A 26527-nucleotide genomic window follows, 5' to 3' on the forward strand; every position below is an offset into this window, starting at 1 on the left:
GGGTTACGACCCCACGGCGTTGAGGCACAGCGAGAACCCAGCCAATTATGGAATCGGGTTCAGCACGCAAATTTAGTAATAAACGTCGAGAGAAGTGAGTTCCCAAGTGGTGTACGCGATTGTCCGCGCAGGCGGCCGCCAAGAGAAGGTTTCCGTTGGAGACTTCGTTACCCTGAACCGCGTCCCCGGTGGAGCCGGCAGCACTTTTGAGTTGCCCGCACTGCTCCTGGTAGACGGTGACAAAGTCACCTCTGCTGCTGCGGACCTGGCCAAGGTAACGGTTACGGCTGAGATCCTCGAAGACCTCCGTGGTCCGAAGATCGTCATCCAGAAGTTCAAGAACAAGACCGGTTACAAGAAGCGCCAGGGTCACCGTCAGGAATTGACCAAGGTCAAGATCACGGGTATCAAGTAACTCTTCGTTACTGTTCAGGTTCTTCAGCAGATTCCCCAGAATTTTAAAGGCAGGCATTTCAAATGGCACATAAAAAAGGCGCGAGTTCCACTCGCAACGGTCGTGACTCCAACGCCCAGTACCTCGGCGTCAAGCGCTTCGGCGGCCAGGTAGTTTCCGCAGGCGAGATCATCGTCCGCCAGCGTGGCACCCACTTCCACCCGGGCGCCGGCGTTGGCCGTGGCGGCGACGACACACTGTTCGCACTGGCTCCGGGAGCCGTCCAGTTCGGCACCCGCCGCGGTCGCCGCGTTGTTAACATCGTTGCTGCTGCAGCTGCAGAGTAACAAATAGTTCTGAATCGGTGGAGCGGGCCATTTGGTCCGCTCCACTATTCTTTTAACCGCATTACAATCGTCTTGGCGCCCTTGGGCGTCCAGGAAAAAGCACTGAGGAGATCCACGTGGCGAGCTTTGTAGACCGGGTAGTACTGCACGTATCCGGCGGTACCGGCGGCCACGGCTGTGTCTCCGTCCACCGGGAGAAGTTCATCCCACTGGGCGGACCCGACGGCGGTAACGGCGGCGATGGCGGCAACGTCATCCTGCGCGTTGACCACCAGACCACTACCCTGCTGGACTACCACCACTCCCCGCACCGGCACGCCACCAACGGCGGGTCCGGCATGGGCGACTGGCGCGGCGGCAAGAGCGGCGAGACCCTCATCCTGCCGGTCCCGGATGGCACCGTGGTCAAATCCAAGGACGGCACCGTTCTGGCAGACCTGGTCGGCGAAGGCGCAGAATATGTGGCCGCCGCCGGCGGCCAGGGCGGCCTGGGCAATGCCTCGCTGTCCTCGCAGAAGCGCCGTGCCCCGGGGTTCGCGCTCCTGGGCATCGAGGGTGACGCCAGCGACGTTGTGCTGGAACTGAAATCCATCGCCGATATCGCACTGGTGGGTTTCCCCTCTGCCGGCAAGTCCAGCCTGATCGCGGCCATGTCCGCCGCGCGGCCCAAGATCGCCGACTACCCCTTCACCACCCTCATCCCGAACCTGGGTGTTGTCCAGTCCGGCGATGTCCGCTTCACCATTGCAGACGTTCCGGGCCTCATCGAGGGCGCCAGCGAAGGCAAGGGCCTTGGCCACCACTTCCTGCGCCATGTGGAGCGTTGCGCCGCCCTGGTACACGTGCTGGACTGCGGCACGCTTGAATCGGACCGCGACCCGCTGGCAGACCTGGCCATCATCGAGGCCGAACTGGAAAAGTACGTCGTGGACATGAGCTACGCGGGTACCGACGGCGAAGTGGTTCCGCTGAACCACCGTCCGCGGCTGGTGGCCCTGAACAAGGTGGACCTCCCGGACGGCAAGGACATGGCTGAATTCGTCCGCCCCGAACTGGAATCACGCGGCTACCGGGTCTTCGAGATCTCGGCCACCAGCCACGAGGGTCTCCGCCAGCTGGGCTTCGCGATGGCGGAAATCGTCCAGGCCGCCCGTGCCGCCCTCGCGGCCGCCCCGCCAAAGGTCCAGCCGCCCATCCTGCGGCCCCGCGCCGTCAACGAGTCCGGTTTCAGGATCCGCCGCGAGGAAAAGAACCTCGAACCGCTCTTCCGCGTCCTGGGCGACAAGCCCGTGCGCTGGGTCAAGCAGACTGACTTCACCAACGAGGAAGCCATCGGCTACCTCGCCGACCGCCTGGCCAAGCTCGGCGTCGAAAACGAACTGTTCAAGCAGGGCGCCAAGCCGGGCGACGCAGTCGTGATCGGCGAAGATGACGGCGTTGTCTTCGACTGGGAGCCCACCATGATGGCCGGAGCCGAAATGCTCGCATCACCGCGTGGCACGGATATCCGTTTCGCGGACGTCGGCGACCGCCCCACCCGTGGCCAGAAGCGTGACGAGCAGCAGGAACGCAAGGATGCCAAGGCCGCCGCCCGCGCCGAGCTCGAAGCCGAGCGCAAGGCCGGGATCTGGACCGAATCGGTCAGCAGCCGCCGCGCTGCCACGCCGCTCAAGGAGAGTGGACTGGGCGTTGAAGATGACGAGTGAGACGGCCGAAGTGACTGAAAATTCCGCAGTAATCATCGAGGAACCAAAGGACGACCGCAGTGTGCTCGCCCGGGCCCGCCGGATCGTTGTCAAAGTAGGATCGTCGTCGCTGACCAGCATCAAGGGCGGCATCTCGGAAGAGTCCCTGACCGCCCTCTCAGATGTCCTGGCCGCCAAACATAACGCCGGCACGGAAATTATCCTGGTTTCTTCGGGAGCCATTTCCGCTGGGCTTGCGCCCCTCGGCCTGGTGAAGCGTCCGCGTGACCTCGCGACCCAGCAGGCCGCCGCCAGCGTGGGCCAGGGCCTGCTCATGGCGCGCTACACGCACGCGTTCGGCGCCCACGGCGTCACCGTCAGCCAGGTGCTGCTGACTGCAGATGACCTCATGCGTCGCAGCCACCACGCGAACGCTTTCCGTGCACTGAATCGCCTCCTCAACCTCGGCGTGGTGCCGGTGGTCAATGAAAACGACACGGTCGCCACGCACAAGATCCGTTTCGGCGACAACGACAGGCTCTCAGCGCTCGTGGCACATCTGGTCCGCGCCGACGCCCTGCTGCTGCTGTCCGACGTCGACTCGCTGTACGACGGCCCGCCCGCCAAGGGTGCCAAGCGCATTCCCCAGGTGGACGGCCCCGAAGATCTTGAGGCAGTGACCATCGGGAAGCCGGGCAAGGCAGGCGTAGGCACCGGCGGAATGCAGACTAAAGTCGAGGCTGCCACCATGGCCGCCGATTCCGGCATCCCCGCGCTGGTCACCTCCACAGCCAACGCCGGAGCCGCCCTGGCCGGTGAAGATGTGGGGACCTGGTTCACCGTCAACAGCGGCCGTAAGTCCGTGCGGATGATGTGGCTGGCCCACCTGGCACACGTTCAGGGTCGGCTCTTTCTTGACGACGGCGCCGTGCATGCCGTGCGGGACAATCACACCTCGCTGCTCCCCGCCGGAATTTCATCGGTGGACGGCACCTTCGAAGCCGGAGACGCCGTCGAGATGGTGGCCGGTGACGGTACCGTCATCGCGCGCGGTTTGGTTAATTACTCTGCCGCTGAGCTTCCCCAGATGCTGGGCCGCTCCACCGTGGAACTGGGCGAGTCCCTGGGCCGCGGATTCGACCGTGAGGTTGTCCATGTGGACGATCTGGTTCTGGTCTGAGCGGTCCGCTCGCCTAGACTTGAAGGATGACTGAGGCATTGATTTCCCAAGCCACTGGCAATTCCGACGATTCGAACGTGGTTCCTTCCGGACCGGAACAGGGGAGTACCCCCACTCCGGCGGAGGTTGAGGCAGCGGTCCACGCCATCGCTGACCGCTCCAAGCACGCGGCCCGCCGGATGGCCGGGGCAAACCGGGCCTGGAAGGACCGTGGCCTGCGCGCCATCGGCGCTGGCCTTCTGGCGCGGAAGGACCAGATCCTGGCCGCCAACGCCAAGGATGTTGCCGCTGGCAAGGCCAACAGCACGTCCGCGGCCATGCTGGACCGGCTGACACTGAGCGAAGCCCGCATTACTGGGCTTGTTGACGCCCTGGAGACTCTGGCCAACCTGCCTGACCCGGTGGGCAACGTGGTCCGCGGCCAGACCCTCCCCAACGGTCTCCGCCTGCGCCAGGTGAATGTTCCCATGGGCGTCGTCGCAGCCATTTATGAAGCCCGGCCCAACGTCACTGTGGACATCGCCGGCCTGGCGCTCAAGAGCGGCAACGCCGTTATCCTCCGTGGCGGCACCGCCGCTGCGGCCACCAACGAAGCCTTGGTCCACGTTCTCCGCGAAGCCCTGGACGGCGTCGGGCTGCCCGCCGATGCCGTGCAGACAGTGGACCAGTACGGCCGGGAAGGCGCGAATGCGCTGATGCGGGCCCGCGGGCGCGTTGATGTCCTGATTCCGCGCGGGGGCCGGGACCTGATCCAGTCCGTGGTGCTGAACGCCGCGGTGCCGGTCATCGAGACCGGCGAGGGCAACGTGCATATCTTTATCGACGAATCCGCCAGCGAGGACATGGCGGTGGAGATCCTGCTGAACGCCAAGACCCAGCGGCCCAGCGTCTGCAACACCGTGGAGACCCTGCTGGTCCATTCGCGGTCCACCGTGCTGCCCGCCGTCGCGGCCGCGTTGCGCGGTGCCGGGGTCACCCTCCACGTCGACGAGCGCATCCGTGCTGCACTGCCTTTATCGGTTGAGTCCGAGCCGGCAACGGATGAGGACTGGGCAACCGAGTACATGGACCTGGACCTCGCCGTGGCCATGGTGGACAGCCTGGATGACGCCGTCAAGCACATCCGGACCTGGTCCACTGGCCACACCGAAGCGATCCTCACCAACGACCTCGCCAACGCGGAGCGGTTCATCGCCGAGATTGACTCGGCCGCGGTGATCGTTAACGCGTCCACGCGTTTTACCGACGGCGGCGAGCTGGGCCTGGGTGCCGAGGTTGGCATCTCCACGCAGAAGCTTCATGCCCGCGGCCCGATGGGCTTGACTGAGCTCACCACCACTAAGTGGATCGTGCAGGGCGAGGGCCAGGTCCGCGGGTAGCAACGCGGTATTATAGACAGAAGTCCGGAACAGCGGGACAATCCGCTGCCACATCCTTGAACCTTAGGGGAGAAAATGCTGCTCCAGCAGATCGCCATGACCGTCGCCGAAGGCGGAGAACACGAACCCGCTCCGCTGTGGGCTGAGCCGTGGGTCTTCGGCGTATCCATTTTCGCCATCCTGCTGGTGTTGATGTTCGTGACGTGGTCCTACTCCAACGTGGGCAACCGGCACACCGTAGCGGAAGAGCACGCCGATCCGCACCGCCAGCACCCCAACAAGCACGACCACGGCCAAGGCCACTGACATTTCGCGTGTTCTGCACCGTGACGGTGCGCAGGGGCGGCTGCGGCTGGGCGTGATGGGTGGGACGTTTGATCCCATCCACCACGGCCACCTTGTTGCAGCCAGCGAGGTGGCCGCCAAGTTCGGCCTGGATGAAGTGGTCTTTGTCCCCACGGGACAGCCGTGGCAGAAATCGCACAAGCAGGTCAGCGAGCCTGAGCACCGCTACCTTATGACGGTGATCGCCACGGCCTCGAACCCCCGGTTCACCGTCAGCAGGGTGGATGTTGACCGGCCCGGTCCCACATATACCATTGATACCTTGCGGGATCTCCGGACCCAGCGTCCGGATGCGGATCTGTTCTTCATCACCGGTGCGGATGCCCTGGCGCAGATCCTGTCCTGGAAGGACATCGATGAGCTGTGGTCCCTGGCCCATTTTGTCGGCGTGACACGGCCGGGACATGTGCTTGATGGCATGGGCCGCAAAGACGTCAGCCTCCTCGAGGTGCCCGCCATGGCCATCTCGTCCACGGACTGCCGTGTGCGTGTAGCCGCGAACAATCCGGTCTGGTACCTCGTGCCCGACGGAGTGGTCCAATACATCGCCAAATATGGTCTGTACGCCGAGGGATCAGATCCCCAGGACGTCCGAATTACCGAACCAGACGAGCCAGCCAGTACTGAATGAGTCCCCAATGAGTCAGGAACAGCCCCCCGTCCGCAGCCGCCGCGAACTGCGGCAGGCCAGAGATGAGAACACGGCTTCCGGGTCAACCGTCCCGGGCCAGGTTTCGCCTGCCTCAAAACAACGGCGGGCGGGTGACGCCCCGGTGGATTCCGTCCCCGAGCAGTCCCAGGCGCAGCGTTCCTCGCAGATCCGTGCCCGCGACCGTGCGGCGTTGCGTGCCATCAAGGAACTTGAGGAGAAAGAGGGCCAGCTTTCCGCCGGCGGCCCTCCCACCCGCAGGCAGCTGCGGCTCCAGCAGCTGAAGGAACAGGCCGTCACTTCGGCCAATCCCATCATTGCCGCCCCCATGGGTCAGCCCCTGCCCAGCCAACCTGCGCCGAGCCAACCCAAACCTGGCGCAGCCAAATCAGGCCAAGCAAATCCGGGCCAGGCCAAGCCGGGCCCAACGAAGCCGGGCCACGGCACCGCCGTATCCGAAAAGGAACAGGCCGCTGTTCCGGCCAATGCCAAGGGCGTTCCGGACGGCATGAGCGTGGAGCAGGCACTCGCGGCCCGCACACTCATTGCCGAGCAGGCCAGGAACCAACTGGCCAAGATGGAGCACATCGCCTCCCTGGACCCCGAAGCGGTGGATCCGGACATCCTTGCGGAACAGATCGCCTTGGCCGAGCGTGCGGCGGTGCTCAACCGCCGGGCCATGGCCAAGCAGAAGCTGGCCGAGCAGGCCGCCCCTGCGCCCCCAGTATCGGCACCCACGCCGGCTCCCAGTCCCCAGTCCGGGGCCACCCAGTCCGTTCCCCAGACGGGCCCGGCCACCGCCGATAACCTGGCCATGGTGACGCCGCTGGAATTCGTGCAGGTGCCCGGCGTCGACCGTCCTGTGATGAAACCCCCGGCCACTTCCTATGTGCCGGTGGTAACCCAGCCCGGATCCAAGGTCAGGCCTGGCGGCAACGGCCGCCGGCCGTCCACGACGTCAAAGGCGCCGGCCGGTGGTTCTGCGCAGCCAGCCGCTTCGGGCCGTTCCCGGGTGATCGCCCGTGCGGAAGCTGCTGCCAGGGCTGCCGCGGAACCGAAGCGCGCCGTCCCTGTCCGGCCGGTCGTGGCCGATGTGCCGGTGGGGGAGCCGGACGATCTGTTCGATGACCTGCCGCGTATCCCGGCCCGGTCAGCGCATGGGCTGGAGCCGCTGGATGCGGCGACGGCAGGCCTGGCCCGCGCGAAGCGGCTCAGGCTCATTCAGGTCCTCGTCCTGGCTTTTGGGATCGTGGCCCTTATTTCCGGCGTCATCCTCATTGTCAGCGGCATCTCCAGCTGACCAGGCCACGCCCTCTTACGAAGCTTTAGAAAACTACAAGGAGTCCCATGACTGCATCAGATTCATCCATAGCCATTGCCCGCCAAGCCGCCAAGGCTGCCGCAGACAAGATTGCCCACGACATCGTGGCGCTTGATGTCAGCGAACGCCTGGCCTTGGCAGACGTCTTCCTCATCGCATCCGCGCCGAGCGAGCGCCAGGTCAACGCCATCGTTGACGGCATCGAAGAGGAGCTTTCCAAGCAGGACCTCCGTCCGGTACGCCGCGAAGGCCGCTCCGGCGGTCGCTGGGTACTGCTGGATTACTCGGATATCGTCATCCACGTCCAGCATGAAGAGGACCGCGTTTTCTACGCCCTGGAGCGCCTGTGGAAGGACTGCCCGGTAGTTGACCTGCAGCTCGGGGACGACACTTCAGCCAAAGCGACGGCGGCTTCCGACGCCGAATAGCAGGCCTTGCCGGCCCGGATATGCCCGATTTGGAATTTTCGGAAAAGCTGGTCTAAGATATTTGAGTTGCTCCGGGGAGACCACGGAGTAACGAAGGTCCGGGGCTGTGGCGCAGCTGGTAGCGCACCTGCATGGCATGCAGGGGGTCAGGGGTTCGAGTCCCCTCAGCTCCACCGGATAATCCGCCGGAATCGAAAGATTCCGGCGGATTTTTTGTTCCAGCCGGACACCCTACTTGCCGGATGCCTGTTCCAGGGCCCGTATGTCTCGGGCACGCACCTTCTCCCCGGGGTGAGAGTCCTGGACTTCTTCGCGGCTCCTGGCCTTGAAGGTTCGGATCCGCGAACAAGCCTATGCATTGTGGCTCCGTGCTCCCGATTGGCGCCGCGCGCAGATTTCTATTAAGCTGATCAGGTTGCTTCGGGCGGTCTGAACCGCGGAGGAGCACAAGTTTGGGGCTGTGGCGCAGCTGGTAGCGCACCTGCATGGCATGCAGGGGGTCAGGGGTTCGAGTCCCCTCAGCTCCACCAAACAGGACGCAGGTCCACCAAAAGAGCCACCCGGCCGGGTGGCTCTTTTTTGTGTCCTGCGTGGGGACCCCGGACGGTGGGCGCCGAGTAGTGGGCGCTCAGATCCAGTCAGTCCGGCGCAGCGGCGGCCCGTCCCCGCCGGCACGCTGGACCAGGACCTGGTTGACGCCCGTGATCCCGGTTTCAAAGCCAAGGGCACTTGAGGCCATATACAGCCGCCACACCCGTGCCCGGCCCAGGCTGGTGAGCCGGACGCCTTCGTCCCAGTTTTCTTCGAGCCTGCGCACCCAGGCCCGCAGGGTCAGGGCATAGTGCTGGCGCAGGGCCTCCACATCCAGGATCTCGAACCCGCCGGTCTCCAAGGCGCTGACCATCTCGCCCAGGCTGATCATCTCGCCGTCGGGAAAGACGTAGCGCGGAATGAACGAGTCCGGGTCCGGCTTGGTGGGGCCGGCGTTCCACGAGATGGCGTGGTTGAGCAGCCGGCCGCCGGGACGGAGCAAGCCGTGCAGTACTTCGACATAGTGGGGTGTCTGTTCCCGGCCCACATGTTCGGACATGCCGATGGAGCTGATGGCGTCGAACGGTCCGTCGGAGATATCGCGGTAATCCTGCACCCGGATGTCGATGTTTTCGGTCAGGCCGGCGTCGGCGGCGCGTTTGCGCGCCAGCACGGCCTGTTCCGTGGAGAGCGTCACCCCCACCACCGTGACGCCGTAATACTGCGCCGCGTGCAACGCGAAGCTGCCCCAGCCGCAGCCCACGTCCAGTACCCTCATCCCGGGTCTCAGGCCAAGCTTCCGGCAGACAAGGTCCAGCTTGGCCTGTTGTGCCTCATCCAATCCGGCCGGAAGGCCGCGGCCGGCGGGGGCGTCGCCGCCGTCGGGTCCATCCGCCCACACAGCGCACGAGTAGACCATCGACGGTCCCAGCACGAGGGCGTAAAAGTCGTTTCCGACGTCGTAATGATGCGAGATGGCCGCAGCGTCGCGCTGCCGGGTGTGGAGCCGGCCCTTCCGCAAGACCCGTGATTCTTCTGTGGGCGGTGCAGGGTTGGGACCCAGCGCGCCCAGCCGGACGGCCGTGCTGACCAGCGTGGCCAGTTCACGCGGGGTCAGGGGCCGGAAGGGGCCGGGCTCGGAAAATTTCCCCACCGAGCTGAGCGCTGTGAAGGCTGCGAAAATGTCGCCGGGGGCGTCGATGTCCCCGGCGACGTAGGCGCGGCTGAGCCCGAGCTGCCCGGGCGACCACAGGATCCGGCGCAGGGCGCGGCGCGACTTGAATTCGAGGACCGGGGCGTCGGGCGGACCCGCCTCGGAACCGTCCCACGCCCGCAGCCTTAGCGGTATCGCCGACGTCCCCAGGACGATGCCCAGTGCGTTAGCCAGCAGCGACGCTGCCCCTTTTTTCGTTGTCATGGTCCTCGCCTTTCGTCTGCCTAGGGCCAACAGTACGACGGCGGCGCGCGCCTGTCAGCGCAGCGGCGCGATTATCATGGGGGAGTGAATGAGACGTTGCCTCCGTGCCCCGAATGTTCCAGTGCCTACACCTACGAGATGGGTGCGCTCCTGGTGTGCCCGGAATGCGGCCACGAGTGGTCCGCCGAGGCAGCGGAGGCCACGGCAGAGGCCGGGCCGCGGGTCATCAAAGATGCAGTGGGCAATCTCCTCGCCGACGGCGACACGGTTACGGTGATCAAGGACCTGAAAATCAAGGGTAGCTCCGGTGTCATCAAGGTAGGCACCAAGGTCCGCGGGATCCGGCTCATGGACGGTGTGGGTGACCACGACATCGACTGCAAAGTGGACGGCGTGGGGCCGATGCAGCTCAAGTCCTCCGTGGTGAAGAAGGTCTAGCAGAATCGGCTAAGAGCATGGACGACGCAACCACCGACGTTGTGGTCATCGGCGCGGGCCAGGCGGGTCTCTCCGCCGCCTACCACCTGCAGCGACGGGGTCTGGAATACAAGGTCCTCGACGCCGAGGAGGGTCCGGGCGGCGCCTGGCGCCACCGCTGGCAAAGTCTGGTCATGGCCACGGTCAACGGCATCAGCGACCTTCCCGGCGTCGCGAAGCGTGACGTGGACCCCGCGGAACCGAGCTCGGAGTTCCTGAGCCGGTACTTCGCCGGCTACGAGCGGGACCTCGGGATTGAGGTCCTGCGCCCAGTCAAGGTCACCTCCGTCGCCAGGGAAGACGCCGACCCGGCAGGACGGCTGCGAATCAGCACCGACAGGGGCCACTGGTCAGCGAAGGCTGTCATCAGCGCAACAGGTACGTGGACCCGGCCGTTCTGGCCTATTTATCCGGGCCGCGCCACGTTCAGGGGCCGGCAGCTGCACGTGGCCGATTACGTCTCAGCCGAGGAGTTCCGCGGCCTGCACGTCATCGTGGTGGGCGGCGGCATTTCCGCTGTCGGGCTGCTGGATGAGGTCTCGCAGGTCACCAGCACCAGCTGGTTCACCCGGCGGGAACCGGACTGGCGCGACGCCGCGTTCGACGCCCAGGCCGGCCACAATGCCGTCGCCCTTGTAGAGGAACACGTGCGGCAGGGCCTGCCGCCGCAAAGCGTGGTGGCCGTTACCGGCCTCATCTGGACGCCTGCACTGAGGGCGGCAGCACAACGGGGTGCGCTGGACCGGCGCCCCATGTTCACCGCCATAGAGCCCGACGGCGTACGGCTCACCGATGCGAGTTTGCTCCGTGCCGACGTCATCCTGTGGGCTACGGGATTCCGTGCCGAGCTCGAGCACCTGGCGCCGCTGCACCTCAGGGGACCCGGCGGCGGCATCGCCATGGAGGGGACCCAGGTGGCAATCGAGCCGCGGGTCCATCTGGTGGGTTACGGACCGTCGTCGTCCACCATCGGCGCAAACCGGGCGGGCCGCGCGGCCGTCTCGGCGATCCTCAAGCTGCCCGCGCTTGCACCAACTGCATCAACAACCAGTACATGACCGGATGGCAGGAACCAGTGGCACAGAACAATCTTGAGGACATCTTCGGCACGCTCCGGCGCCACCCGGACGTCGAAGCCCCGAATCTCCAGGCCTGGGACGCCACGGACCGGCTGCTGGTGGAAGCTGCCGCGGCGCGCCTGAATCCCGACACACGGCTCGCAGTGATCGGCGACCGCTACGGTGCCCTCACCCTCGGTGCGCTGGGCACGCTGGGGGTCCTGCGGGTCCGTGTGCACGAGGACCTCATCACGGGGGAGCGCGCCCTGCGCAACAACGCCGCGGCGTTGGGCTTTGAAGCCGCGGCTCCCGGAGACGTTGAGGCCATGGGGTTCGAACAATTGCCGCTGGGGGAGGAGCTGCTGTCCGGCGCGGACCTGGTGCTGCTTCAACTGCCGCGGACGCTGGCGGAGCTTGAAGAGATCGCGGCCGCCGTGGCGCGTTATGCCGCCCCTGATGTGGTGCTCCTCGCCGGCGGGCGGATCAAACACATGTCCCTGGGAATGAACGCGGTCCTGGAACGCCACTTCGAGACGGTCCAGCCGCAGCTGGCGCGGCAGAAGTCCCGGATCGTCCTGGCCAGCGACGCCCGGCAAACTGGGACGCACGAGTGGAGTCCCGCCGTCGAACGCCTTGCCGAGCTGGACCTGGACGTTGCTGCGCACGGTGCCGTCTTTGCTGGAGCGAAACTGGACATCGGGACCCGGTTCCTCCTGACTTTCCTGCCGGAGATGCCGCAGGCCCGGCACGCCATCGACCTGGGCTGCGGAACCGGCATCCTCGCCGCCATGTACGCCCGCCAGAACCCGGAATCACGGGTCACGGCCACGGACCGGTCCGCAGCCGCCGTCGCCTCCGCCCGGTCCACGGCGCGGGCCAACGGCCTCGCGGAACGGATTACAGCCCTCCAGGATGACGCCATGAGCACCCTGCCCGCCGGAAGCGCCGAGCTGGTCCTGTTGAATCCGCCCTTCCACCTGGGCGCCAGTGTGCATGCCGGTGCGGGCATCAAACTGTTCGAGGCGGCAGCCAGGGTCCTGGCCCCGGGCGGTGAGCTGTGGACGGTCTTCAACCGGCACCTGCAGTACCTCCCGGCGCTGGAGCGGCTGGTGGGTCCCACCACTGTGAAGGGCGGCAATCCAAAGTTCACGGTGGCGGTCAGTACCAGACGGCCGTAGGCGCGCCTGCACGGCAAGGTGGCGCCCCGGCCGCGGCGCGGCCCCACCTCCGGCTCTGGGCGTTGATCAGGAGGTAACGTACGATTCAGACATCATGAATACGCGGCCGAAAACCTAGGGGAGACCGTGCCTGAAATCCGCCAGTCCTCGGCGCCACGGCGCGGGACTAATCTTCCGCGCATGGGGGACTTTAACCTCACGGTCATCCTGGATGCCATCCGCAGGTCATCCGGCGGACTGAGCCGCGTGGAGCTCGCCCAGATTGTGGGCCTCTCGCCGCAGACAATTTCCAACATCTCCCGCCGCTTGTTGGACCAGCACCTGATCGTTGAAGCCGGCAAAGAAGGCAGCGGCCCGGGCAAACCGCGCACCATGCTTCGCCTCAACCCCGGCGGCATGTATGCCATCGGCGTCCACCTGGACCCCGCCGTCACCACGTTCGTGGTCCTGGATCTGGTGGGCGCCGTTGTACAGCATTCACGGATTAAAACCCCCGGCGGGAATGATCCTGCCGCCGTGATGGCCACGATGGCCACCGAGATCGAACAGTTGGTTGCTGAGTCCGGTGTGGACACCAGCAGAATCGCCGGCCTGGGCCTGGCCGCTCCGGGACCCATTGACCTGGACAACGGCACTGTGGTGGATCCGCCGCTGCTGCCGGGCTGGGACCGCGTGGAACTCCGGGACGCCCTGGCCAAAGCCACCGGCTATTCCGTCCTGGTGGATAAGGACGTCACCAGCGCCGCCGTCGCCGAAACGTGGGCCGGCGGGCCCAGCGGCTCGGGCAGTTTCATCTTTATGTACATGGGCACCGGCATCGGCTGCGGCATCGTCCTCAACGATGAGGTGGTCCGCGGAACATCAGGAAATGCCGGCGAGATCGGCCACATTGTGGTGGATCCCGATGGGCCGGGCTGCGACTGCGGACTGCGCGGCTGCGTGAAGTCCTCGGCCATCCCGCAGGTCCTCGTTGCCGAGGCCGTTGCCGCGGGCATCCTGAACGGCTCCGGAAAGCACACCAGCGGAGCCGAAGTGCAGCAGAGTTTCGCGCAGCTGTGCGACCTCGCCGATGCCGGGGACGCCAAGGCTTTGGCGATCATCGACAAGTCGGCGGTGCTGGTGGCCCGGGCCGTTTCCGTGGTCACCAACACGCTGGATGTGGAACGCGTTGTGTTCGGCGGACCCTTCTGGAGCCGGATCGCTGACCGCTACCTGGAGAAGATCCCGGCGCTGGTGCACGCCAACAGCGCGGCCCGCCTGATCCACACCATCGAGGTTGTCGGCACGGGAGTCGGTGAGGACGTTGGGGCCATTGGAGCTGCCTGCCTGGTCCTGGAGCACACACTGGCGCCCCGGGCTCAGCGGCTTCTCCTGGAAATCTGAACCGGACGTCTGACCGGGGCCTCCTTGCCAGTGGCAGGAGCCCCATCTAGCATTTGGATATCGCCGCGGCTGGGGGCCCGCAGACACAGGGGACGGCAGCCATTGACTGAATGGAGCATCATGCGTCGGGCCCTCAAAATCACTTCACTCTTCGCTGCAGCGGGCTTTGTGCTGACAGCGTGTTCCCCTGCTGCCCCCGAAGCGGAGACCAAAACGCTGAAGATGGTGTACCAAAAGACCGATTCCTTCACTGCCCTGGACACCCTCTTCCAGGCGGCCAAGCAGGAGTTTGAGGCCGTCAACCAGGGCGTCACGGTTGCCCTGGAGCCCATCCAGGCGAACGACGACGACTACGGCACCAAGCTTGCCCTCGCTCTTCGTTCGCCTTCCACCGCCCCGGATGTCTTCTATGAGGACACCTTCAAGGTCCGTTCCGACGTCGACGCCGGGTACCTCCTGAAGCTGGACAGCCACCTTGCGGCGTGGGAGGACTGGGATACCTTCGATGACGGCGCCAAGGCGGCCGGCCTGGGGGACGACGGAGGCACGTATGCGGTTCCGCTCGGCACCGACACCCGCGGTATCTGGTACAACAAAAAGGTACTCACCGCCGCGGGCGTCAGCGTCCCGTGGGAGCCCCGCACCTGGCAGGACATCCTGGACACCGCCCGGAAAATCAAGGCCAGTGACGCCACTGTAGTACCGTTCAACATGTACGCCGGCAAGGCCACCGGTGAAGGCACGGTGATGCAGAGCTTCTACGAACTGCTCTATGGAACCGGGTCCGAGCTGTACGATGCCGACGCCAAGAAGTGGGTGGTCGGTTCCCCGGGTTTCACCGACTCGTTGACGTTCCTCAGGACCCTCTACGACGAAAAACTCGCAGTCTCACCGGCGGAGGCCCTCGACGCGAATGTGTGGAAGAAAGTCTTCGGTGAATGGCTGCCGCAGGGCAAGATGGGCGCCACAGTTGAGGGTTCCTACACGCCGTCGTTCTGGCAGAAGGGCGGGAGCTACGAATGGGCAGAGTATGGGCAGGACATGGGCGTGACGGCCTTCCCCACCCAGAACGGCCAGGCGCCCGGCGGCGTCAGCATGTCCGGCGGCTGGACCCTGGCCGTAGGGGCGGAGACCAAGAACCCCGATCTTGCATTTGAGTTCCTGGCCACGGCACTGAGCCAGAAGAACTCCCTGGCCTTCAACATCGCCAGCTCCCAGATCGCCGTACGGAAAGACGTCGCCGCAGATGCCGGCTACCAAGCGGCCAACCCGTTTGTGAAGGACGTGTCCGAGCTTGTGGCCGTTACGCACTACCGTCCTGCCACCGCCGATTACCCCCGGATCTCGGCGGCCGTCCAAGAGGCAACGGAAGCGGTGATCACCGGGGCGAAATCCCCGGAGCAGGCGGCCGCCGACTATGACACGGCGGTGAAGGGCATCGTGGGTGAGGCCAAGACCGTCGCTAAGTAACCTGTGGCGGTTTCTGTAACGCATGACCAGCCCGGCAACCGGCGGCGTCGCTCCGTGCTCCGGCGCCAGGCACGGTTGCTCCCGGTTCTCCCGGCCGTGCTTCTGCTGCTTGTGTTTTTGGCCGGCCCCGTGCTGTGGGCCTTCCACGCGTCGTTCACCAACGCTGCCCTGACGGGCCGCAACGCCCGCAATCCCGGCTGGATTGGGTTCGACAATTACGCCAGACTCCTGTCCGATCCGATGCTGCCTCTCTCGCTTGGCCTGACGGTCCTCTTCGTGGGCGGCTCGGCCATTCTGGGCCAGAACCTGCTGGGACTCACCCTCGCGGTGCTGATGCGGCGGGCACGCCGCCCGGTGGCCGCCGTCGTCGGTACTGCGGTGGTGGCTGCGTGGGTGCTGCCCGAGATCGTGGCCGCCTTCGCCGCCTACGCCTATTTCAGCCGGGACGGGACCCTGAATCAGTTGCTGGGCGGACTGGGGTTCGGACAGACCGACTGGCTGTATTCGTTCCCGATGGTTGCCATCCTGCTTGCCAACATCTGGCGTGGCACGGCGTTCTCCATGCTGGTCTACCGCGCCGCGCTCAATGACGTCCCCGGTGAGGTCACGGAGGCCGCGCTGATGGACGGTGCCGGTGGCTGGCAGCGGCTGGCCTTCATCACCATCCCCATGATCCGCGGCAGCATCGCCACCAACCTCATGCTCATCACTCTGCAGACGCTGGCGGTGTTCACCCTCATCTGGGTCATGACAGCGGGCGGCCCCGCCAACGCCAGCACCACGCTGCCGGTGCTGGCGTACCTGGAGGCCTTCAAGTTCGGCGACATCGGATACGGCACGGCGGTGGCGTCAGTGCTGATCCTCATTGGCCTGGTGTTCGGTGCCGCCTACGTCCGGCTACTGCGGGAGGGCAAACCATGACGACGACGGCGGGGACCTCCGCCCGGGGGCAGCTGCGGTCCGGGATGGGCGCCGTTTCCCGTGCCCAGCAGCGTGCCCGGATGCCGGCGGACGTGTCCCTGATCCTGATCGGTGCCTGCTTTGTCCTGCCGCTGCTCTGGCTGGTGTTTGCGTCCCTTGATGCCTCCGCCGGGCATGAGGCCCGGCTCCCGGGTCAAATCTCCCTGGACAACTTTGCCGCCATCATGACGCCGGGGCTGCTGTTCCAGCCGCTTTGGAACAGCATGGTGCTGTCCGCCGGCACAGCCGCCGTGAACCTCGTGGCAGCAGTGCTCGCCGCCTACCCGCTGTCCCGCTATCAGTCCAGGTTCAAAAGGCCGTTTATGTACACCATCCTGTTTGGAACATCCCTTCCCATCACGGCCATCATGGTGCCGGTGTATGGGTTGTTTGTGCAGCTTCACCTGCTGGATTCGATGCCCGCCACCATCTTTTTTATGGCCACCACCACGTTGCCCATGGCCATCTGGATGACCAAGAACTTTATGGACGCCGTCCCGGTGTCGCTGGAGGAAGCGGCCTGGGTGGACGGTGCCTCGGGACTAACGGCGTTGCGGACCATCGTCCTGCCCCTGATGCGGCAGGGGCTGGGCGTGGTGTTTATTTTTGTGTTCATCCAGGCCTGGGGGAACTTCTTTGTCCCGTTCGTCCTGTTGCTGTCCGAAGCCCGGCAGCCGGCGTCAGTGTCGATCTTCAGCTTCTTCGGACAGCAGGGCGCAGTGGCGTACGGCCAGCTGGCCGCCTTCTCCATCCTGTATTCAGTCCCGGTGCTGGCCCTGTACGTCATCGTGGCGAAGGGCGCGGGCAGTTCCTTTGCGCTCTCGGGTGCCGTGAAGGGCTAGCGACGCCGGGCGACGCCGGCCGGAACCATCAGTCGATGTCCTCGACCACCACTCCGAAGGGAATGCTGTCATCGAGGTGGGCCTGGTGGCCGTGAGGCAGGTTGAGGACCCGCACACCGTGGGCCTGATCCGCCGCCGACTGCATCAGGATGGGCCGCACGGTGTTGATGAAACTCTCGCTTTTTCCTGCGAGATACTCCTGGTAACTGGCTGGTAGCTGGCTCATTCCAAAAGAATAGACCTGACGGACCCCTCATGGGGAGGGGTCCCCATTGCGGCCGGACCGGCAGGTGGCTTGGATAGGATGGCGGGCGGAGTGCAGCCGCCCGGCAGCACCACGGCCTACCAGTCTCAAACCACCAGCCTTCAGGGGGAAATCCATTGCTTCAGACCAGTGCGCCCGCACGAATCGATCCGGCGGAACTGGCCCGGGCACAGCAAGTGGTGGCGAACATTTCCCGCAGCTTCGATGCCAAGGTGGTGGGCCAGGCGCGGCTCCGTGAATCCCTGCTGGTGGGCCTGATGACCGGTGGGCACATCCTGCTGGAAAGCGTTCCGGGACTGGCCAAGACCACCGCCGCCCAGACCGTAGCCGAAGCAGTGAGCGCAGAGTTCCGCCGGATCCAGTGCACGCCGGACCTGCTCCCCAGCGACATCGTGGGCACGCAGATTTACGACGCCGCCAAGGGCACGTTCATCACCCAGCTCGGGCCGGTGCACGCCAACATCGTCCTGCTCGATGAGATCAACCGGTCCAGTGCCAAGACCCAGAGCGCCATGCTGGAGGCCATGCAGGAGCGGCAGACCTCCATCGGGGGAGAGGAATACCGGCTGCCGTCCCCGTTTATGGTGCTGGCAACCCAGAACCCGATCGAGCAGGAAGGCACGTACCAGCTGCCGGAGGCGCAGATGGACCGCTTTATGCTCAAGGACGTGCTGAACTACCCCACTCCGGCCGAGGAAACGGAAATCATCCGCCGGATCGACGCCGGGGTCTTCAGTGCGGAGCAGAAGCCGGCGGCCGCGGCTTCACTGGACGCCGTCATCGGTGTGCAGGAGCTGGTGAAGCGGATCTACATCGACCCGGCCATCATCAACTACATCGTGGGCCTGGTGTTCGTCACCCGGAACGCCGGGCAGTACATCGACCAGCGGCTCGCCGGCTTCATCGACTTCGGCGGCAGCCCGCGCGCCAGCATTGCCTTCAGCCAGGCCGCCCGGGCAGTGGCCCTGCTCAACGGCAGGGACCACGTGATCCCGGAGGACGTGAAGTCCCTCGCCCACCGCGTGCTGCGGCACCGCCTCATCCTGGGGTTCGACGCCGTTGCGGAGCAGGTGCCGGTGGAGACGATCATCGATGCGGTCGTGGCCTCCGTCCAGACTCCCTGAGGCTGCGGTGACCAGCCTCCTGCAGCGCGTGAAGTCGAAGATGGCCATCTTCGCCCACCGGAAAGCCCGTGGCATGCTCGACGGCGAATACGGTTCCGTCTTCCGCGGCCGCAGCCTCGACTTTGATGACCTGCGCGCCTATATCCCCGGGGACGACGTCCGCGACATCGACTGGAAGGCATCCGCCCGGTTCGGCTCGCCGCTCATCAAACGGTACGTCGCCGTGCGGCGCCAGACCGTCATGCTCATTGCCGATACCGGCCGCGGCATGGCTGCCGAGTCCCGCGACGGCGAAATCAAAAAGGACATCGCCGTGATGGCACTCGGTGTGGTGGGCTACCTGGCGCACCGGCACGGCGACGTGGTGGGCCTGGTCTGCGGCGACGGCAACGGGACGCGCTCCATCCCCGCCAAGGCGGGCGAGCCACATCTGGAACGGCTCCTGCGCGAGGTTGACTCGGCCACCTCCTTGGACTCCGGCCCGAGCGGGATCGAGGACCAGCTGGAATACGTGGCCCGCAACGTCACGGGCAGGTTCCTGCTGTTTGTGGTGTCGGACGAACGTGCTGCCGGTCCAGACACGGAACAGCTGCTCCGCAGACTCCGTGCCCAGCATGAGGTCCTTTGGCTCACCATCCGGGACGCTGACCTGGCCGGGGAGGGAAACACCGGCCAGGACGCCTTCAGCGTGGCAGACTCCTCGGTGCTGCCAGCGCACCTGGCGGCATCCCCCGCCATCGCGGCGGCCTATGCCAAGGCAACAGGGGAGCGGGACGCCGCCAGGCACGCCATGCTCCGCCGCACGGGCATCACCCAGGGCCACGTGTCCGGCAGCAGCGCGGTCATGACTGAACTCTTCGCCCTCCTGGAAAGGCACCGGCGTGCAGGCTGAACCGGGCATCTATGGACCCCTCCAGTACAGCCAGGCATGGCTGTGGTCCGGACTCGCCCTCCTGGCAGCGGTCCTGGGCTGGTACGCATTCGTTTTCCTGAGCACGCTCAAACCGAAGGTGCCGGAGCAGGCGCCCCCGTTCACGCCGCCGTCGGACCTTGCGGGCCTCAAGGAGGCCTACCTGCAAAGGATCGACGCCGTCGCAGCCAACGCAGCCGCCGGGCTGCTGACCGCACGTGAATCGCACCAGGAACTGAGCCTCCTGGTCCGCCGGTTCGCCCGCGACGTCACCGGCGTGGACGCCCCCAGGATGACGTTGGCCGAGCTGCACGGTCACCCCCTGCCCCCAGTGGCCGAGGCCGTCCGCAAGATATACCCGGGCGAGTTCGGCCTGGAGCCGCTGCCGCCGGTGGCTCAATCGGCTGAGACTGCCCGCCAGGCGGTGTGGCAATGGAACTGATGTTCTGGTGGCTGATCCCGCCGGCACTGGTCATCGCGGCCCTGGCCGGCTGGCGCGCCTTCCGCCCGGACCGCCAAGCAAACGCTCGACAGCGGCCCGTGGCCAATGCGGACCGCCTAACCGCTCTGCCCGAATACCAGGCGGCCCTCCGCCGGCACCGCCGCTGGCTGGCGGTAGCTGCGCTCGCGGCCGTAACCCTGGTGGTCTCTGCGGTGACCGCGGCGGCGCGCCCGGTGGAGCTGACCACCTTTCAGCCGGAGCAACGCAACCGGGACATCATGCTGTGCCTGGACACGTCCGGCTCGATGAGCAGCGCCGATGCGGCCGTGGTGCAGGTGTTTGCGGAACTGGCGAAGGAGTTCGACGGCGAACGGATCGGCCTCACCGTCTTTGACAGCAGCGCCGTCCAGGTCTTCCCCCTCACCGACGACTACGGGTACGTCCAGGAACAGCTCACGCTGGCCAAAGACGCGTTTGACGGAAACCCCGGCAGTGCGGGATTCCTGGACGGTACCTGGAATGGCCGCGGATCGTCGCTGATCGGCGACGGCCTGGCGTCCTGCGTCAACGGATTCCCGGGTACGGGCGCCGCGGCGACCCCCAGCGCGGAGACCGGCAATGGTGACACTGGAAGCTCGGACACAGGGAGCTCTGACACTGGCAGCTCGGACACAGGGAGCTCGGACACTGACAGCCCTGACGCCGGCCAGCGGCGCTCGCGGTCCATTGTCCTGGCTACGGACAACTACCTGTCCGGCGATCCCATCTTCACCCTGGAGCAGGCGGCCGCCCTGGCCAAGGAGCGCGAAGTGCCGGTGTATGCCCTGAACCCCGGCGATTTCGACTATGGACCCGGCCCCGGCCAGCCCGGAGCCAGGCTGCGCACAGCGGCCGAGGCCAGCGGTGGAGCGTACTACCGGCTGGACAGCCCGGAGGCCGTTGCGGGCATCGTCCGGTCTGTGCAGGAAACCGAAGCCACGGCCATGAAGGATGCACCCCAGGCAGTGGTCTCGGACCGGCCCGATCTGGCCCTCACGCTGGCGCTCCTGTCCGGCCTGGTGCTGGCTGGCGCATCGTGGAGGCTCCGGCCATGACACTGCAACCGATCCTGCCCTGGTGGGTTATGGTCCCGCTTATAGCCGCAGTCGTGCTCTTTCTGGTCTGGCGACTGGTTCAGGCGGCGCGGGCACGCTCTGCCGGTACACGGCGCGACTGGCTGTTCAGGAGCGTCCTGGTGCTGCTGCTGCTGGCTGCGGCGCTCCGCCCGGGTGTTCCCGGTGGAAGTTCCCAGGCCGCGACGGCGGATGTCAACGTCTTCTTTGTGGTGGACACCAGCAGCAGCATCGCCGCCGAAGACTACGGCAGCGGCTCGCCCCGGCTGGATGGGGTGCGACAGGACATCAGGGCAATCGCGGGTGAACTGGCAGGAGCCCGCTTTTCGCTCCTGACCTTCGACAGCGACGCCGTGGTCCGGATGCCCCTCACCACCGACGCCACCGCCCTGGACACCAGCGTGTCCGTCCTGCAGCCCCAGGTCACGGCATTTTCGAAGGGCAGCAGTGTCACGGCTGCCGGTGCCTTGCTGGCTGAGCGGCTGCGGGCAGCGCGGGACAGCCATCCCGAACGGCCGCGCCTGGTCTACTACGTGGGCGACGGTGAGCAGACCAGCGCCAAGGCACCGGAGCCCCTTCGGCTCGACGGCGGCCTGGTGGACGGCGGCGGCGTGCTCGGCTATGGCACTGCCGAAGGCGGCCGGATGAAGGAAAACACGGGGCAGGGTCCGGGGCAGGACGCTGGTGCCGGCTACATCCAGGACCGGCCGTCCGGAACCGGCAAGGATGCGTTGTCGGTCATCGACGAAGGCCGGCTGCAGGGGATTGCCGCGCAGCTGGGGGTTCCTTACGTCCACCGTTCGGCCGGAGACCCGGTGGCGCCGATGATGCAGGCCGCTGATCCAGGGGACTTCCAACGGGCACCGGCGGATGGCGATGTTGTCGGCCGGACCGAGCTGTACTGGCTCCTCGCCGCCGGAGCGTTCCTGCTTGCCCTCCGCGAAACCTTCCTGGTGCTGCGCCAGTGGCGGCAGCTCCGGCCCGGACAGGGAGGTCGAACATGATGCGTCCACCGCACACACCGGTACGCCGGGACCCGGCACCGCAGCAACAGGCACCGCCGGTGACCTCACGGGACCGGCGGGAGCGCCGCCGTCGGCTGTTGTGGTGGTCTGCGCTGCCGGCACTCCTGGTCCTCTGCCTGTCCGCCAAGTTGCTCAGCGTCGGCATGCTCGCCGACACTGCCGCTCGGTCCTTTGCGGCCGGAGACTCCATCAGCGTGGCGGATGCTGCGGCCGGACTGCGGATCGCCAATTTCATCGAACCGCACAAGGCGCCGTTCGCCGAGGGTGACGGGCTGTTCCTCGCGGGGGACTTCGCTGCCGCCCGCCAACGCTTCGAGGAGGCACTGTCCCTGGCAGGCACCACCGACGAGTGCCTCGTCCGGGTCAACCTGGCGCTCACCATCGAACGCCTCGGCGACGCCCAGGCCAAAGCAGAAGATCCGACGGCGGCGGCCCGGCTCTTCGCCGACGGCGTTGCCGTGGTGGAGGCTGCTCCGGAGGGTTGCTTCGACGCCGGCAGAGGAGCCGGCGAGGAGGACGGCCCAGAGGACGGCGCCGGGGAGACGCTGGAACAGGCGGGGGAGCGGCTGCAGCAGAAGGCCGATGCGGCTGCTGCGGACAACACCACCACCCAACCGTCGCAACAGCCCGGGCAGGACAAGGCTCCCGCGGATCCGGGCCAGCAGAGCCAGCTTGAGCAGCTCAAGGACAGTGCCAAGGAGGCCCAAAGCGAGCGGAATTCCGGGCAGGAGCGGGACGAGTACCTCCGGGACGATGACTTCGGGCCGGGCGTCGACCGGCCCTGGTAACGGGCCAATGCAGCCGGGGTCCGCAGTATGCCCCGATGAATTCTTTGACCAAAACGGCGAACAAAATTCTGCACCAGAACGAAACACGCCGTAAAACTGCGTCTTAATTCGGCGGCCGACTTGAAGGGTGCCCCGCCGGCTCCTAGAGTTCTATACAAGTTACCGAGGTAACGTGTCAGCGATCCTCCGATTGTGGAGGGTGTGGGTGCCCCCATGTGGGCCTGACATTTGCTCACGGACAACTTCATTACAGGCGTAACAGTCGCGGCTGCGTCCCTGTGGAGTTTTCCGTGTTCCCAAACTCAAATTCATTCCCGGCACCACCGTCACATTTGCTGACCGGTATCCGGCAATGGCCCAAAGCCAAGGACGCAAATGTCACCGCCAAGCCTTATCGAAACGCATCCGAACCTCTCCGAGACCGCCCCCGTGGCGCTCTCGTACGAGCTCTTCCCGCCCCGCTCGCCGGCCGCGGCCGAGTCACTCTGGACCACCATCCGGGAACTGGAAACCACCGAACCGGACTACGTCTCCGTCACCTACGGCGCCAGTGGCTCGAACCGGGACACCGCCGTCGAACTCATCAACAGGCTCCTGCTGGAAACCACGCTCCGGCCGCTGGCCCACCTCACCTGCGTGGGCAACACGCCGGAGGAACTGGCGGAGATCATCGGCGACCTCCTGGACACCGGGGTCCGGGGCATCCTGGCCCTCCGGGGCGACCAGCCCAAGGACGGTGCACCGCTCGCCGCAGGGTCACTGCGGTATGCGCAGGACCTGATCGAACTCATCCGCCGTGTTGAACAGCGGCGGTCGGCCCTGCTGTGTGCAGGCAAGATCGCCGTGGGCGTCGCCGCCTACCCCACCCGGCACCCGGAATCACCCAGTGAAGCCCACGACGTCGAGGTGCTGCTCGCCAAGCAGCGTTCAGGCGCCGACTTTGCCATCACCCAGGTCTTCTTCCATACCGAGCAGTACGCGAACCTCATCAGCCGCGCACGCCGGGCAGGGGTCACCATCCCCATCATCCCGGGCGTTATGCCGCTCACCAGCCTGCGCCGGGTCACACGGCTCGGCGAACTGACAGGCGTTGAACCGGCACCGGAACTCCTGGCCCGCCTCGCCGCCGCGGACAGTGACTCCGAACGCCTCCGGATCGGTGTCCGGGCCACGGTGGACCTGGCCAACGCGGCCCTCGAAGCCGGAGCGCCGGGCATCCACATCTACACCTTCAACGAACACCAGAGCGCGCTGGAGGTGCTGGACAAACTGGCACTTCCGCGCCAGTCCCGTTCAGTTGGCCGCCGCAGCGCCACCCTCCGGCGCCAGCTCGCCAGCTGACCTTCCAACATCCGCCAGACCATTCACAGTTTCCACTAACACTCAAGGAATCTCCCATGACTGAACAGAACACCACCCCGTTCCCGGCCGCGTCACTCCTCGGCTACCCGCGCATCGGCCGCCGTCGCGAGCTCAAGAAGGCCATCGAAGCCTACTGGGCCGGCAAGATCGACGCCGCCGCACTGGACGCCGCCGCCAAGGGCATCCAGCTGACCATCGCCAAGCACCTGCAGGAACTGGGCCTCACCGAAGCGGCCGCCGTTCCGGGCACCTTCTCCTACTACGACCAGGTCCTGGACGCCACCGCCCACCTCGGCGCTGTCCCGGCCCGCTTCGGCAAGCTCCTCAACGCCGAAGGCCAGCTCGACATCGACGGCTACTTCACGCTGGCCCGTGGCACCAAGGACCAGCAGCCGCTGGAAATGACCAAGTGGTTCGACACGAACTACCACTACCTCGTCCCCGAGATCGGCCCGGAGACCGAATTCACCCTCGCCTCCAACCGCATCGTTGAGGAATTCGAGTTCGCCCTGGCCAACGGCATCGAGACCCGCCCGTACATCGTTGGCCCGGTCACTTACCTGCTGCTCTCCAAGGCTTCAGATGAGGCCCCCGCAGGCTTCGCTCCGCTGTCCCGCCTCGAAGACGTCCTGCCGGTCTACGTGCAGCTGCTCGAGAAGCTCGCCGCTGCAGGTGCCAGCTGGATCCAGCTCGACGAGCCCGCACTGGTGGTTGACCAGGACACCCCGGCCGCCGAAATCGAAGCAGCCGTTGCCCGCGCTTACGAGGTCCTCTCCGGCGCAGCCAAGCGCCCGCAGATCCTCGTCTCCACCCCGTACGGTGCACTCGACGGCCAGCTGGGCACGCTTGCCGCCACCAACATCGACGCCCTGCACATCGACGCTTTCAAGGGTGCGGTCCCGTCCGCAGCGGCCCTGGCCGGCCTTGGCAACAAGACCCTGGTTGCGGGCGTCGTCGACGGCCACAACATCTGGCGCAACGACCTCGCCGTCGCTGCCGCGAAGCTGGACGAACTGAAGGCTGCCGCCGGCCGGATCGCCGTCAGCACCTCTACCTCCACCCAGCACGTCCCGCACGACGTCACCGAAGAAGGCCAGCTCTCCGAGGAGCTCCGCAGCTGGCTCGCGTTCGCTGACCAGAAGGCCGTAGAAGTCAAGACGCTCGCGTCCTACCTGGCCGACCCGGCCTCCGCCAAGGCAGCCATCGACGAGGCATCCGCCGTCATCGCCGCACGCGCCACCGCCGAAGGCGTCCGCCGCGACGACGTCCGGGCCCGCATCGAGGCCCTGACCCCGGCGGACTTCAGCCGCTCCGCCTACGCAGTCCGCGAAGCCGCCCAGGAAGCGGCCCTGCACCTTCCGCCGCTGCCCACGACCACCATCGGGTCCTTCCCGCAGACGTCCGAGATCCGCTCGGCACGTGCCCGCAACAACAAGGGCGACCTCACCAACGAGCAGTACGAGCAGCTCATGAAAGACGAGATCAAGCGCGTCGTCGAGCTGCAGGAAGAGCTGGGCTACGACGTCCTGGTGCACGGCGAGCCCGAGCGCAACGACATGGTCCAGTACTTCGCCGAGAACCTCGAAGGCTTCGATGTCACGGTCCACGGCTGGGTCCAGTCCTACGGCTCACGCTGCACCCGTCCGTCCATCCTCTGGGGCGACGTCACCCGCAGCGCCCCCATCACGGTGGCCTGGGCCGAGTACGCCCAGTCGCTGACCAGCAAGCCCATGAAGGGTATGCTCACCGGTCCGGTTACCATCCTGGCCTGGTCCTTCGTCCGCGATGACCAGCCGCTGGGCGAAACCGCCAACCAGGTTGGCCTGGCCCTCCGCGACGAAATCGCGGACCTCGAGGCTGCCGGCATCAAGGTCATCCAGGTGGACGAGCCTGCACTGCGCGAACTCCTGCCGCTGCGCAAGGCCGACCACGCCACTTACCTGTTGTGGTCAGTGGATTCCTTCCGCCTGGCCACCGCCGGTGCCGCTGACGCCACGCAGATCCACACCCACCTCTGCTACTCGGAATTCGGCGTGATCATCGACGCCATTGACGGCCTCGACGCCGACGTCACGTCCATCGAAGCAGCACGGTCCCGCATGGAGGTTGTACACGACCTCGAGTCCCACGGCTTCGGCCGCGGCGTTGGTCCGGGCGTCTACGACATCCACTCGCCGCGCGTTCCGGGCGAAGCCGAGGTCACCGAACTCCTGGCCACCGCCGTCAAGCACGTCCCGTCCCGCCAGCTCTGGGTCAACCCGGACTGCGGCCTGAAGACCCGCGGCTACGCCGAGACCGAAGAGTCCCTGCGCAACCTGGTCAAGGCCACCAAGACGGTCCGCGCAGGCCTGCTGGAATCCGCGAAGTAACCCACCGCATTAACGCCGTCGGCGGCCGGTCACCTCAGGTGACCGGCCGCCGTCGTACTTTAATCATCGATTGCTGAGCAAGCGCC

General features: G+C 66.1%; 26 protein-coding genes and 2 tRNA genes. 26 read left to right on the forward strand and 2 right to left on the reverse strand.

The window, feature by feature from the left end; all coding sequences use genetic code 11:
* Positions 1-106 precede the first annotated feature (106 nt).
* The 11 genes from rplU (at position 107) to AC50YA_RS02495 (ending at position 8258) form a co-directional block, all read left to right on the forward strand.
* Complete coding sequence (rplU, locus tag AC50YA_RS02445) at positions 107-415, forward strand: 50S ribosomal protein L21 (protein WP_018773353.1); 309 nt, start codon at positions 107-109, stop codon at positions 413-415.
* A 62-nt stretch (positions 416-477) separates the two neighbouring features.
* Positions 478-741, forward strand: a complete 264-nt coding sequence (gene rpmA / locus AC50YA_RS02450) for a 50S ribosomal protein L27 (protein ID WP_056340543.1) — start codon at positions 478-480, stop codon at positions 739-741.
* Between the two features lie 116 nt (positions 742-857).
* Positions 858-2447, forward strand: a complete 1590-nt coding sequence (obgE, locus tag AC50YA_RS02455; RefSeq protein ID WP_494980776.1) for a GTPase ObgE — start codon at positions 858-860, stop codon at positions 2445-2447.
* Positions 2437-3606, forward strand: a complete 1170-nt coding sequence (gene proB / locus AC50YA_RS02460; RefSeq protein WP_494980777.1) for a glutamate 5-kinase — start codon at positions 2437-2439, stop codon at positions 3604-3606. The genes obgE and proB overlap by 11 nt, the downstream gene beginning before the upstream one ends.
* 26 nt (positions 3607-3632) lie before the next feature.
* Complete coding sequence (locus AC50YA_RS02465) at positions 3633-4985, forward strand: glutamate-5-semialdehyde dehydrogenase (protein ID WP_494980778.1); 1353 nt, start codon at positions 3633-3635, stop codon at positions 4983-4985.
* Between the two features lie 75 nt (positions 4986-5060).
* Positions 5061-5291, forward strand: coding sequence for a hypothetical protein (locus AC50YA_RS02470; RefSeq protein ID WP_494980779.1), 231 nt, complete (start codon positions 5061-5063; stop codon positions 5289-5291).
* A 40-nt stretch (positions 5292-5331) separates the two neighbouring features.
* Positions 5332-5961: a nicotinate-nucleotide adenylyltransferase gene (gene nadD / locus AC50YA_RS02475; RefSeq protein ID WP_494980839.1), complete on the forward strand. Its 630-nt coding sequence runs from the start codon at positions 5332-5334 to the stop codon at positions 5959-5961.
* Positions 5962-5968: 7 nt separating this feature from the next.
* A complete protein-coding gene (locus tag AC50YA_RS02480) occupies positions 5969-7279 on the forward strand; it encodes a hypothetical protein (RefSeq protein ID WP_494980780.1) in 1311 nt (436 codons plus the stop codon).
* A gap of 47 nt (positions 7280-7326) precedes the next feature.
* Positions 7327-7728, forward strand: a complete 402-nt coding sequence (rsfS, locus tag AC50YA_RS02485; RefSeq protein WP_354251589.1) for a ribosome silencing factor — start codon at positions 7327-7329, stop codon at positions 7726-7728.
* 100 nt (positions 7729-7828) lie between these two features.
* Positions 7829-7901, forward strand: a tRNA-Ala gene (locus AC50YA_RS02490).
* A gap of 281 nt (positions 7902-8182) precedes the next feature.
* Positions 8183-8258: transfer RNA gene (locus AC50YA_RS02495), tRNA-Ala, on the forward strand.
* A 98-nt stretch (positions 8259-8356) separates the two neighbouring features.
* On the opposite strand, the gene AC50YA_RS02500 is transcribed toward AC50YA_RS02495, so the two are convergent.
* Positions 8357-9676, reverse strand: coding sequence for a class I SAM-dependent methyltransferase (locus tag AC50YA_RS02500; RefSeq protein WP_494980781.1), 1320 nt, complete (start codon positions 9674-9676; stop codon positions 8357-8359).
* A gap of 84 nt (positions 9677-9760) precedes the next feature.
* On the opposite strand from AC50YA_RS02500, the gene AC50YA_RS02505 reads away from it, so the two are divergent.
* From AC50YA_RS02505 to AC50YA_RS02535, 7 genes are all read left to right on the forward strand, one after another.
* Complete coding sequence (locus tag AC50YA_RS02505) at positions 9761-10114, forward strand: zinc ribbon domain-containing protein YjdM (protein ID WP_494980782.1); 354 nt, start codon at positions 9761-9763, stop codon at positions 10112-10114.
* Positions 10115-10131: 17 nt separating this feature from the next.
* Complete coding sequence (locus tag AC50YA_RS02510; protein ID WP_494980783.1) at positions 10132-11211, forward strand: FAD-dependent oxidoreductase; 1080 nt, start codon at positions 10132-10134, stop codon at positions 11209-11211.
* Positions 11212-11228: 17 nt separating this feature from the next.
* Positions 11229-12389, forward strand: coding sequence for a class I SAM-dependent methyltransferase (locus AC50YA_RS02515; protein WP_494980784.1), 1161 nt, complete (start codon positions 11229-11231; stop codon positions 12387-12389).
* 180 nt (positions 12390-12569) lie between these two features.
* Positions 12570-13772 carry an ROK family transcriptional regulator gene (locus AC50YA_RS02520; protein ID WP_494980785.1) on the forward strand — a complete coding sequence of 401 codons (1203 nt, stop codon included), beginning with the start codon at positions 12570-12572 and terminating at the stop codon, positions 13770-13772.
* Positions 13773-13892: 120 nt separating this feature from the next.
* Positions 13893-15242 (forward strand): extracellular solute-binding protein, encoded by a 1350-nt coding sequence (locus AC50YA_RS02525; protein WP_494980786.1) that lies wholly within the window; start codon positions 13893-13895, stop codon positions 15240-15242.
* 3 nt (positions 15243-15245) lie between these two features.
* Positions 15246-16163 carry a carbohydrate ABC transporter permease gene (locus AC50YA_RS02530; protein ID WP_494980787.1) on the forward strand — a complete coding sequence of 306 codons (918 nt, stop codon included), beginning with the start codon at positions 15246-15248 and terminating at the stop codon, positions 16161-16163.
* Positions 16160-17044 carry a carbohydrate ABC transporter permease gene (locus AC50YA_RS02535; RefSeq protein ID WP_494980788.1) on the forward strand — a complete coding sequence of 295 codons (885 nt, stop codon included), beginning with the start codon at positions 16160-16162 and terminating at the stop codon, positions 17042-17044. The genes AC50YA_RS02530 and AC50YA_RS02535 overlap by 4 nt, the downstream gene beginning before the upstream one ends.
* Positions 17045-17072: 28 nt before the next feature.
* Here the strand turns inward: AC50YA_RS02535 and AC50YA_RS02540 are convergent, their stop codons facing one another.
* The gene (locus AC50YA_RS02540; RefSeq protein ID WP_282330830.1) at positions 17073-17270 is read right to left on the reverse strand and encodes a hypothetical protein; all 198 of its coding nucleotides are present in this window, start codon (positions 17268-17270) and stop codon (positions 17073-17075) included.
* 155 nt (positions 17271-17425) lie between these two features.
* On the opposite strand from AC50YA_RS02540, the gene AC50YA_RS02545 reads away from it, so the two are divergent.
* From AC50YA_RS02545 to metE, 8 genes are all read left to right on the forward strand, one after another.
* Positions 17426-18433: an AAA family ATPase gene (locus AC50YA_RS02545; RefSeq protein ID WP_494980789.1), complete on the forward strand. Its 1008-nt coding sequence runs from the start codon at positions 17426-17428 to the stop codon at positions 18431-18433.
* Between the two features lie 7 nt (positions 18434-18440).
* Entirely contained in the window at positions 18441-19325 is an 885-nt protein-coding gene (locus AC50YA_RS02550) for a DUF58 domain-containing protein (RefSeq protein WP_494980790.1), read from the forward strand.
* Positions 19315-19785 (forward strand): hypothetical protein, encoded by a 471-nt coding sequence (locus AC50YA_RS02555; protein ID WP_494980791.1) that lies wholly within the window; start codon positions 19315-19317, stop codon positions 19783-19785. Before AC50YA_RS02550 ends, AC50YA_RS02555 begins: the two co-directional genes overlap by 11 nt.
* Positions 19776-20879: a vWA domain-containing protein gene (locus AC50YA_RS02560; protein ID WP_494980792.1), complete on the forward strand. Its 1104-nt coding sequence runs from the start codon at positions 19776-19778 to the stop codon at positions 20877-20879. The genes AC50YA_RS02555 and AC50YA_RS02560 overlap by 10 nt, the downstream gene beginning before the upstream one ends.
* Complete coding sequence (locus AC50YA_RS02565) at positions 20876-21901, forward strand: vWA domain-containing protein (RefSeq protein WP_494980793.1); 1026 nt, start codon at positions 20876-20878, stop codon at positions 21899-21901. Before AC50YA_RS02560 ends, AC50YA_RS02565 begins: the two co-directional genes overlap by 4 nt.
* A complete protein-coding gene (locus AC50YA_RS02570; RefSeq protein ID WP_494980794.1) occupies positions 21898-22710 on the forward strand; it encodes a hypothetical protein in 813 nt (270 codons plus the stop codon). Before AC50YA_RS02565 ends, AC50YA_RS02570 begins: the two co-directional genes overlap by 4 nt.
* Positions 22711-23085: 375 nt before the next feature.
* On the forward strand, positions 23086-24051 hold the full coding sequence (locus AC50YA_RS02575; RefSeq protein WP_494980795.1) for a methylenetetrahydrofolate reductase: 966 nt from the start codon (positions 23086-23088) through the stop codon (positions 24049-24051).
* A gap of 56 nt (positions 24052-24107) precedes the next feature.
* On the forward strand, positions 24108-26441 hold the full coding sequence (gene metE / locus AC50YA_RS02580; protein ID WP_494980796.1) for a 5-methyltetrahydropteroyltriglutamate--homocysteine S-methyltransferase: 2334 nt from the start codon (positions 24108-24110) through the stop codon (positions 26439-26441).
* Positions 26442-26527: the final 86 nt, after the last annotated feature.

This window comes from Pseudarthrobacter sp. RHLT3-21 (assembly GCF_059383495.1).

Coding starts and splice junctions, on each gene's coding strand:
- AC50YA_RS02500 (WP_494980781.1), bottom strand. CDS start 9,676: ATGACAACGAAAAAAGGGGCAGCGTCGCTGCTGGCTAACGCACTGGGC.
- AC50YA_RS02570 (WP_494980794.1), top strand. CDS start 21,898: ATGATGCGTCCACCGCACACACCGGTACGCCGGGACCCGGCACCGCAG.
- rsfS (WP_354251589.1), top strand. CDS start 7,327: ATGACTGCATCAGATTCATCCATAGCCATTGCCCGCCAAGCCGCCAAG.
- AC50YA_RS02525 (WP_494980786.1), top strand. CDS start 13,893: ATGCGTCGGGCCCTCAAAATCACTTCACTCTTCGCTGCAGCGGGCTTT.
- AC50YA_RS02575 (WP_494980795.1), top strand. CDS start 23,086: ATGTCACCGCCAAGCCTTATCGAAACGCATCCGAACCTCTCCGAGACC.
- AC50YA_RS02565 (WP_494980793.1), top strand. CDS start 20,876: ATGACACTGCAACCGATCCTGCCCTGGTGGGTTATGGTCCCGCTTATA.
- AC50YA_RS02535 (WP_494980788.1), top strand. CDS start 16,160: ATGACGACGACGGCGGGGACCTCCGCCCGGGGGCAGCTGCGGTCCGGG.
- AC50YA_RS02480 (WP_494980780.1), top strand. CDS start 5,969: ATGAGTCAGGAACAGCCCCCCGTCCGCAGCCGCCGCGAACTGCGGCAG.
- AC50YA_RS02510 (WP_494980783.1), top strand. CDS start 10,132: ATGGACGACGCAACCACCGACGTTGTGGTCATCGGCGCGGGCCAGGCG.
- AC50YA_RS02465 (WP_494980778.1), top strand. CDS start 3,633: ATGACTGAGGCATTGATTTCCCAAGCCACTGGCAATTCCGACGATTCG.
- AC50YA_RS02560 (WP_494980792.1), top strand. CDS start 19,776: ATGGAACTGATGTTCTGGTGGCTGATCCCGCCGGCACTGGTCATCGCG.
- AC50YA_RS02520 (WP_494980785.1), top strand. CDS start 12,570: ATGGGGGACTTTAACCTCACGGTCATCCTGGATGCCATCCGCAGGTCA.
- rpmA (WP_056340543.1), top strand. CDS start 478: ATGGCACATAAAAAAGGCGCGAGTTCCACTCGCAACGGTCGTGACTCC.
- AC50YA_RS02470 (WP_494980779.1), top strand. CDS start 5,061: ATGCTGCTCCAGCAGATCGCCATGACCGTCGCCGAAGGCGGAGAACAC.
- proB (WP_494980777.1), top strand. CDS start 2,437: ATGACGAGTGAGACGGCCGAAGTGACTGAAAATTCCGCAGTAATCATC.
- AC50YA_RS02540 (WP_282330830.1), bottom strand. CDS start 17,270: ATGAGCCAGCTACCAGCCAGTTACCAGGAGTATCTCGCAGGAAAAAGC.
- metE (WP_494980796.1), top strand. CDS start 24,108: ATGACTGAACAGAACACCACCCCGTTCCCGGCCGCGTCACTCCTCGGC.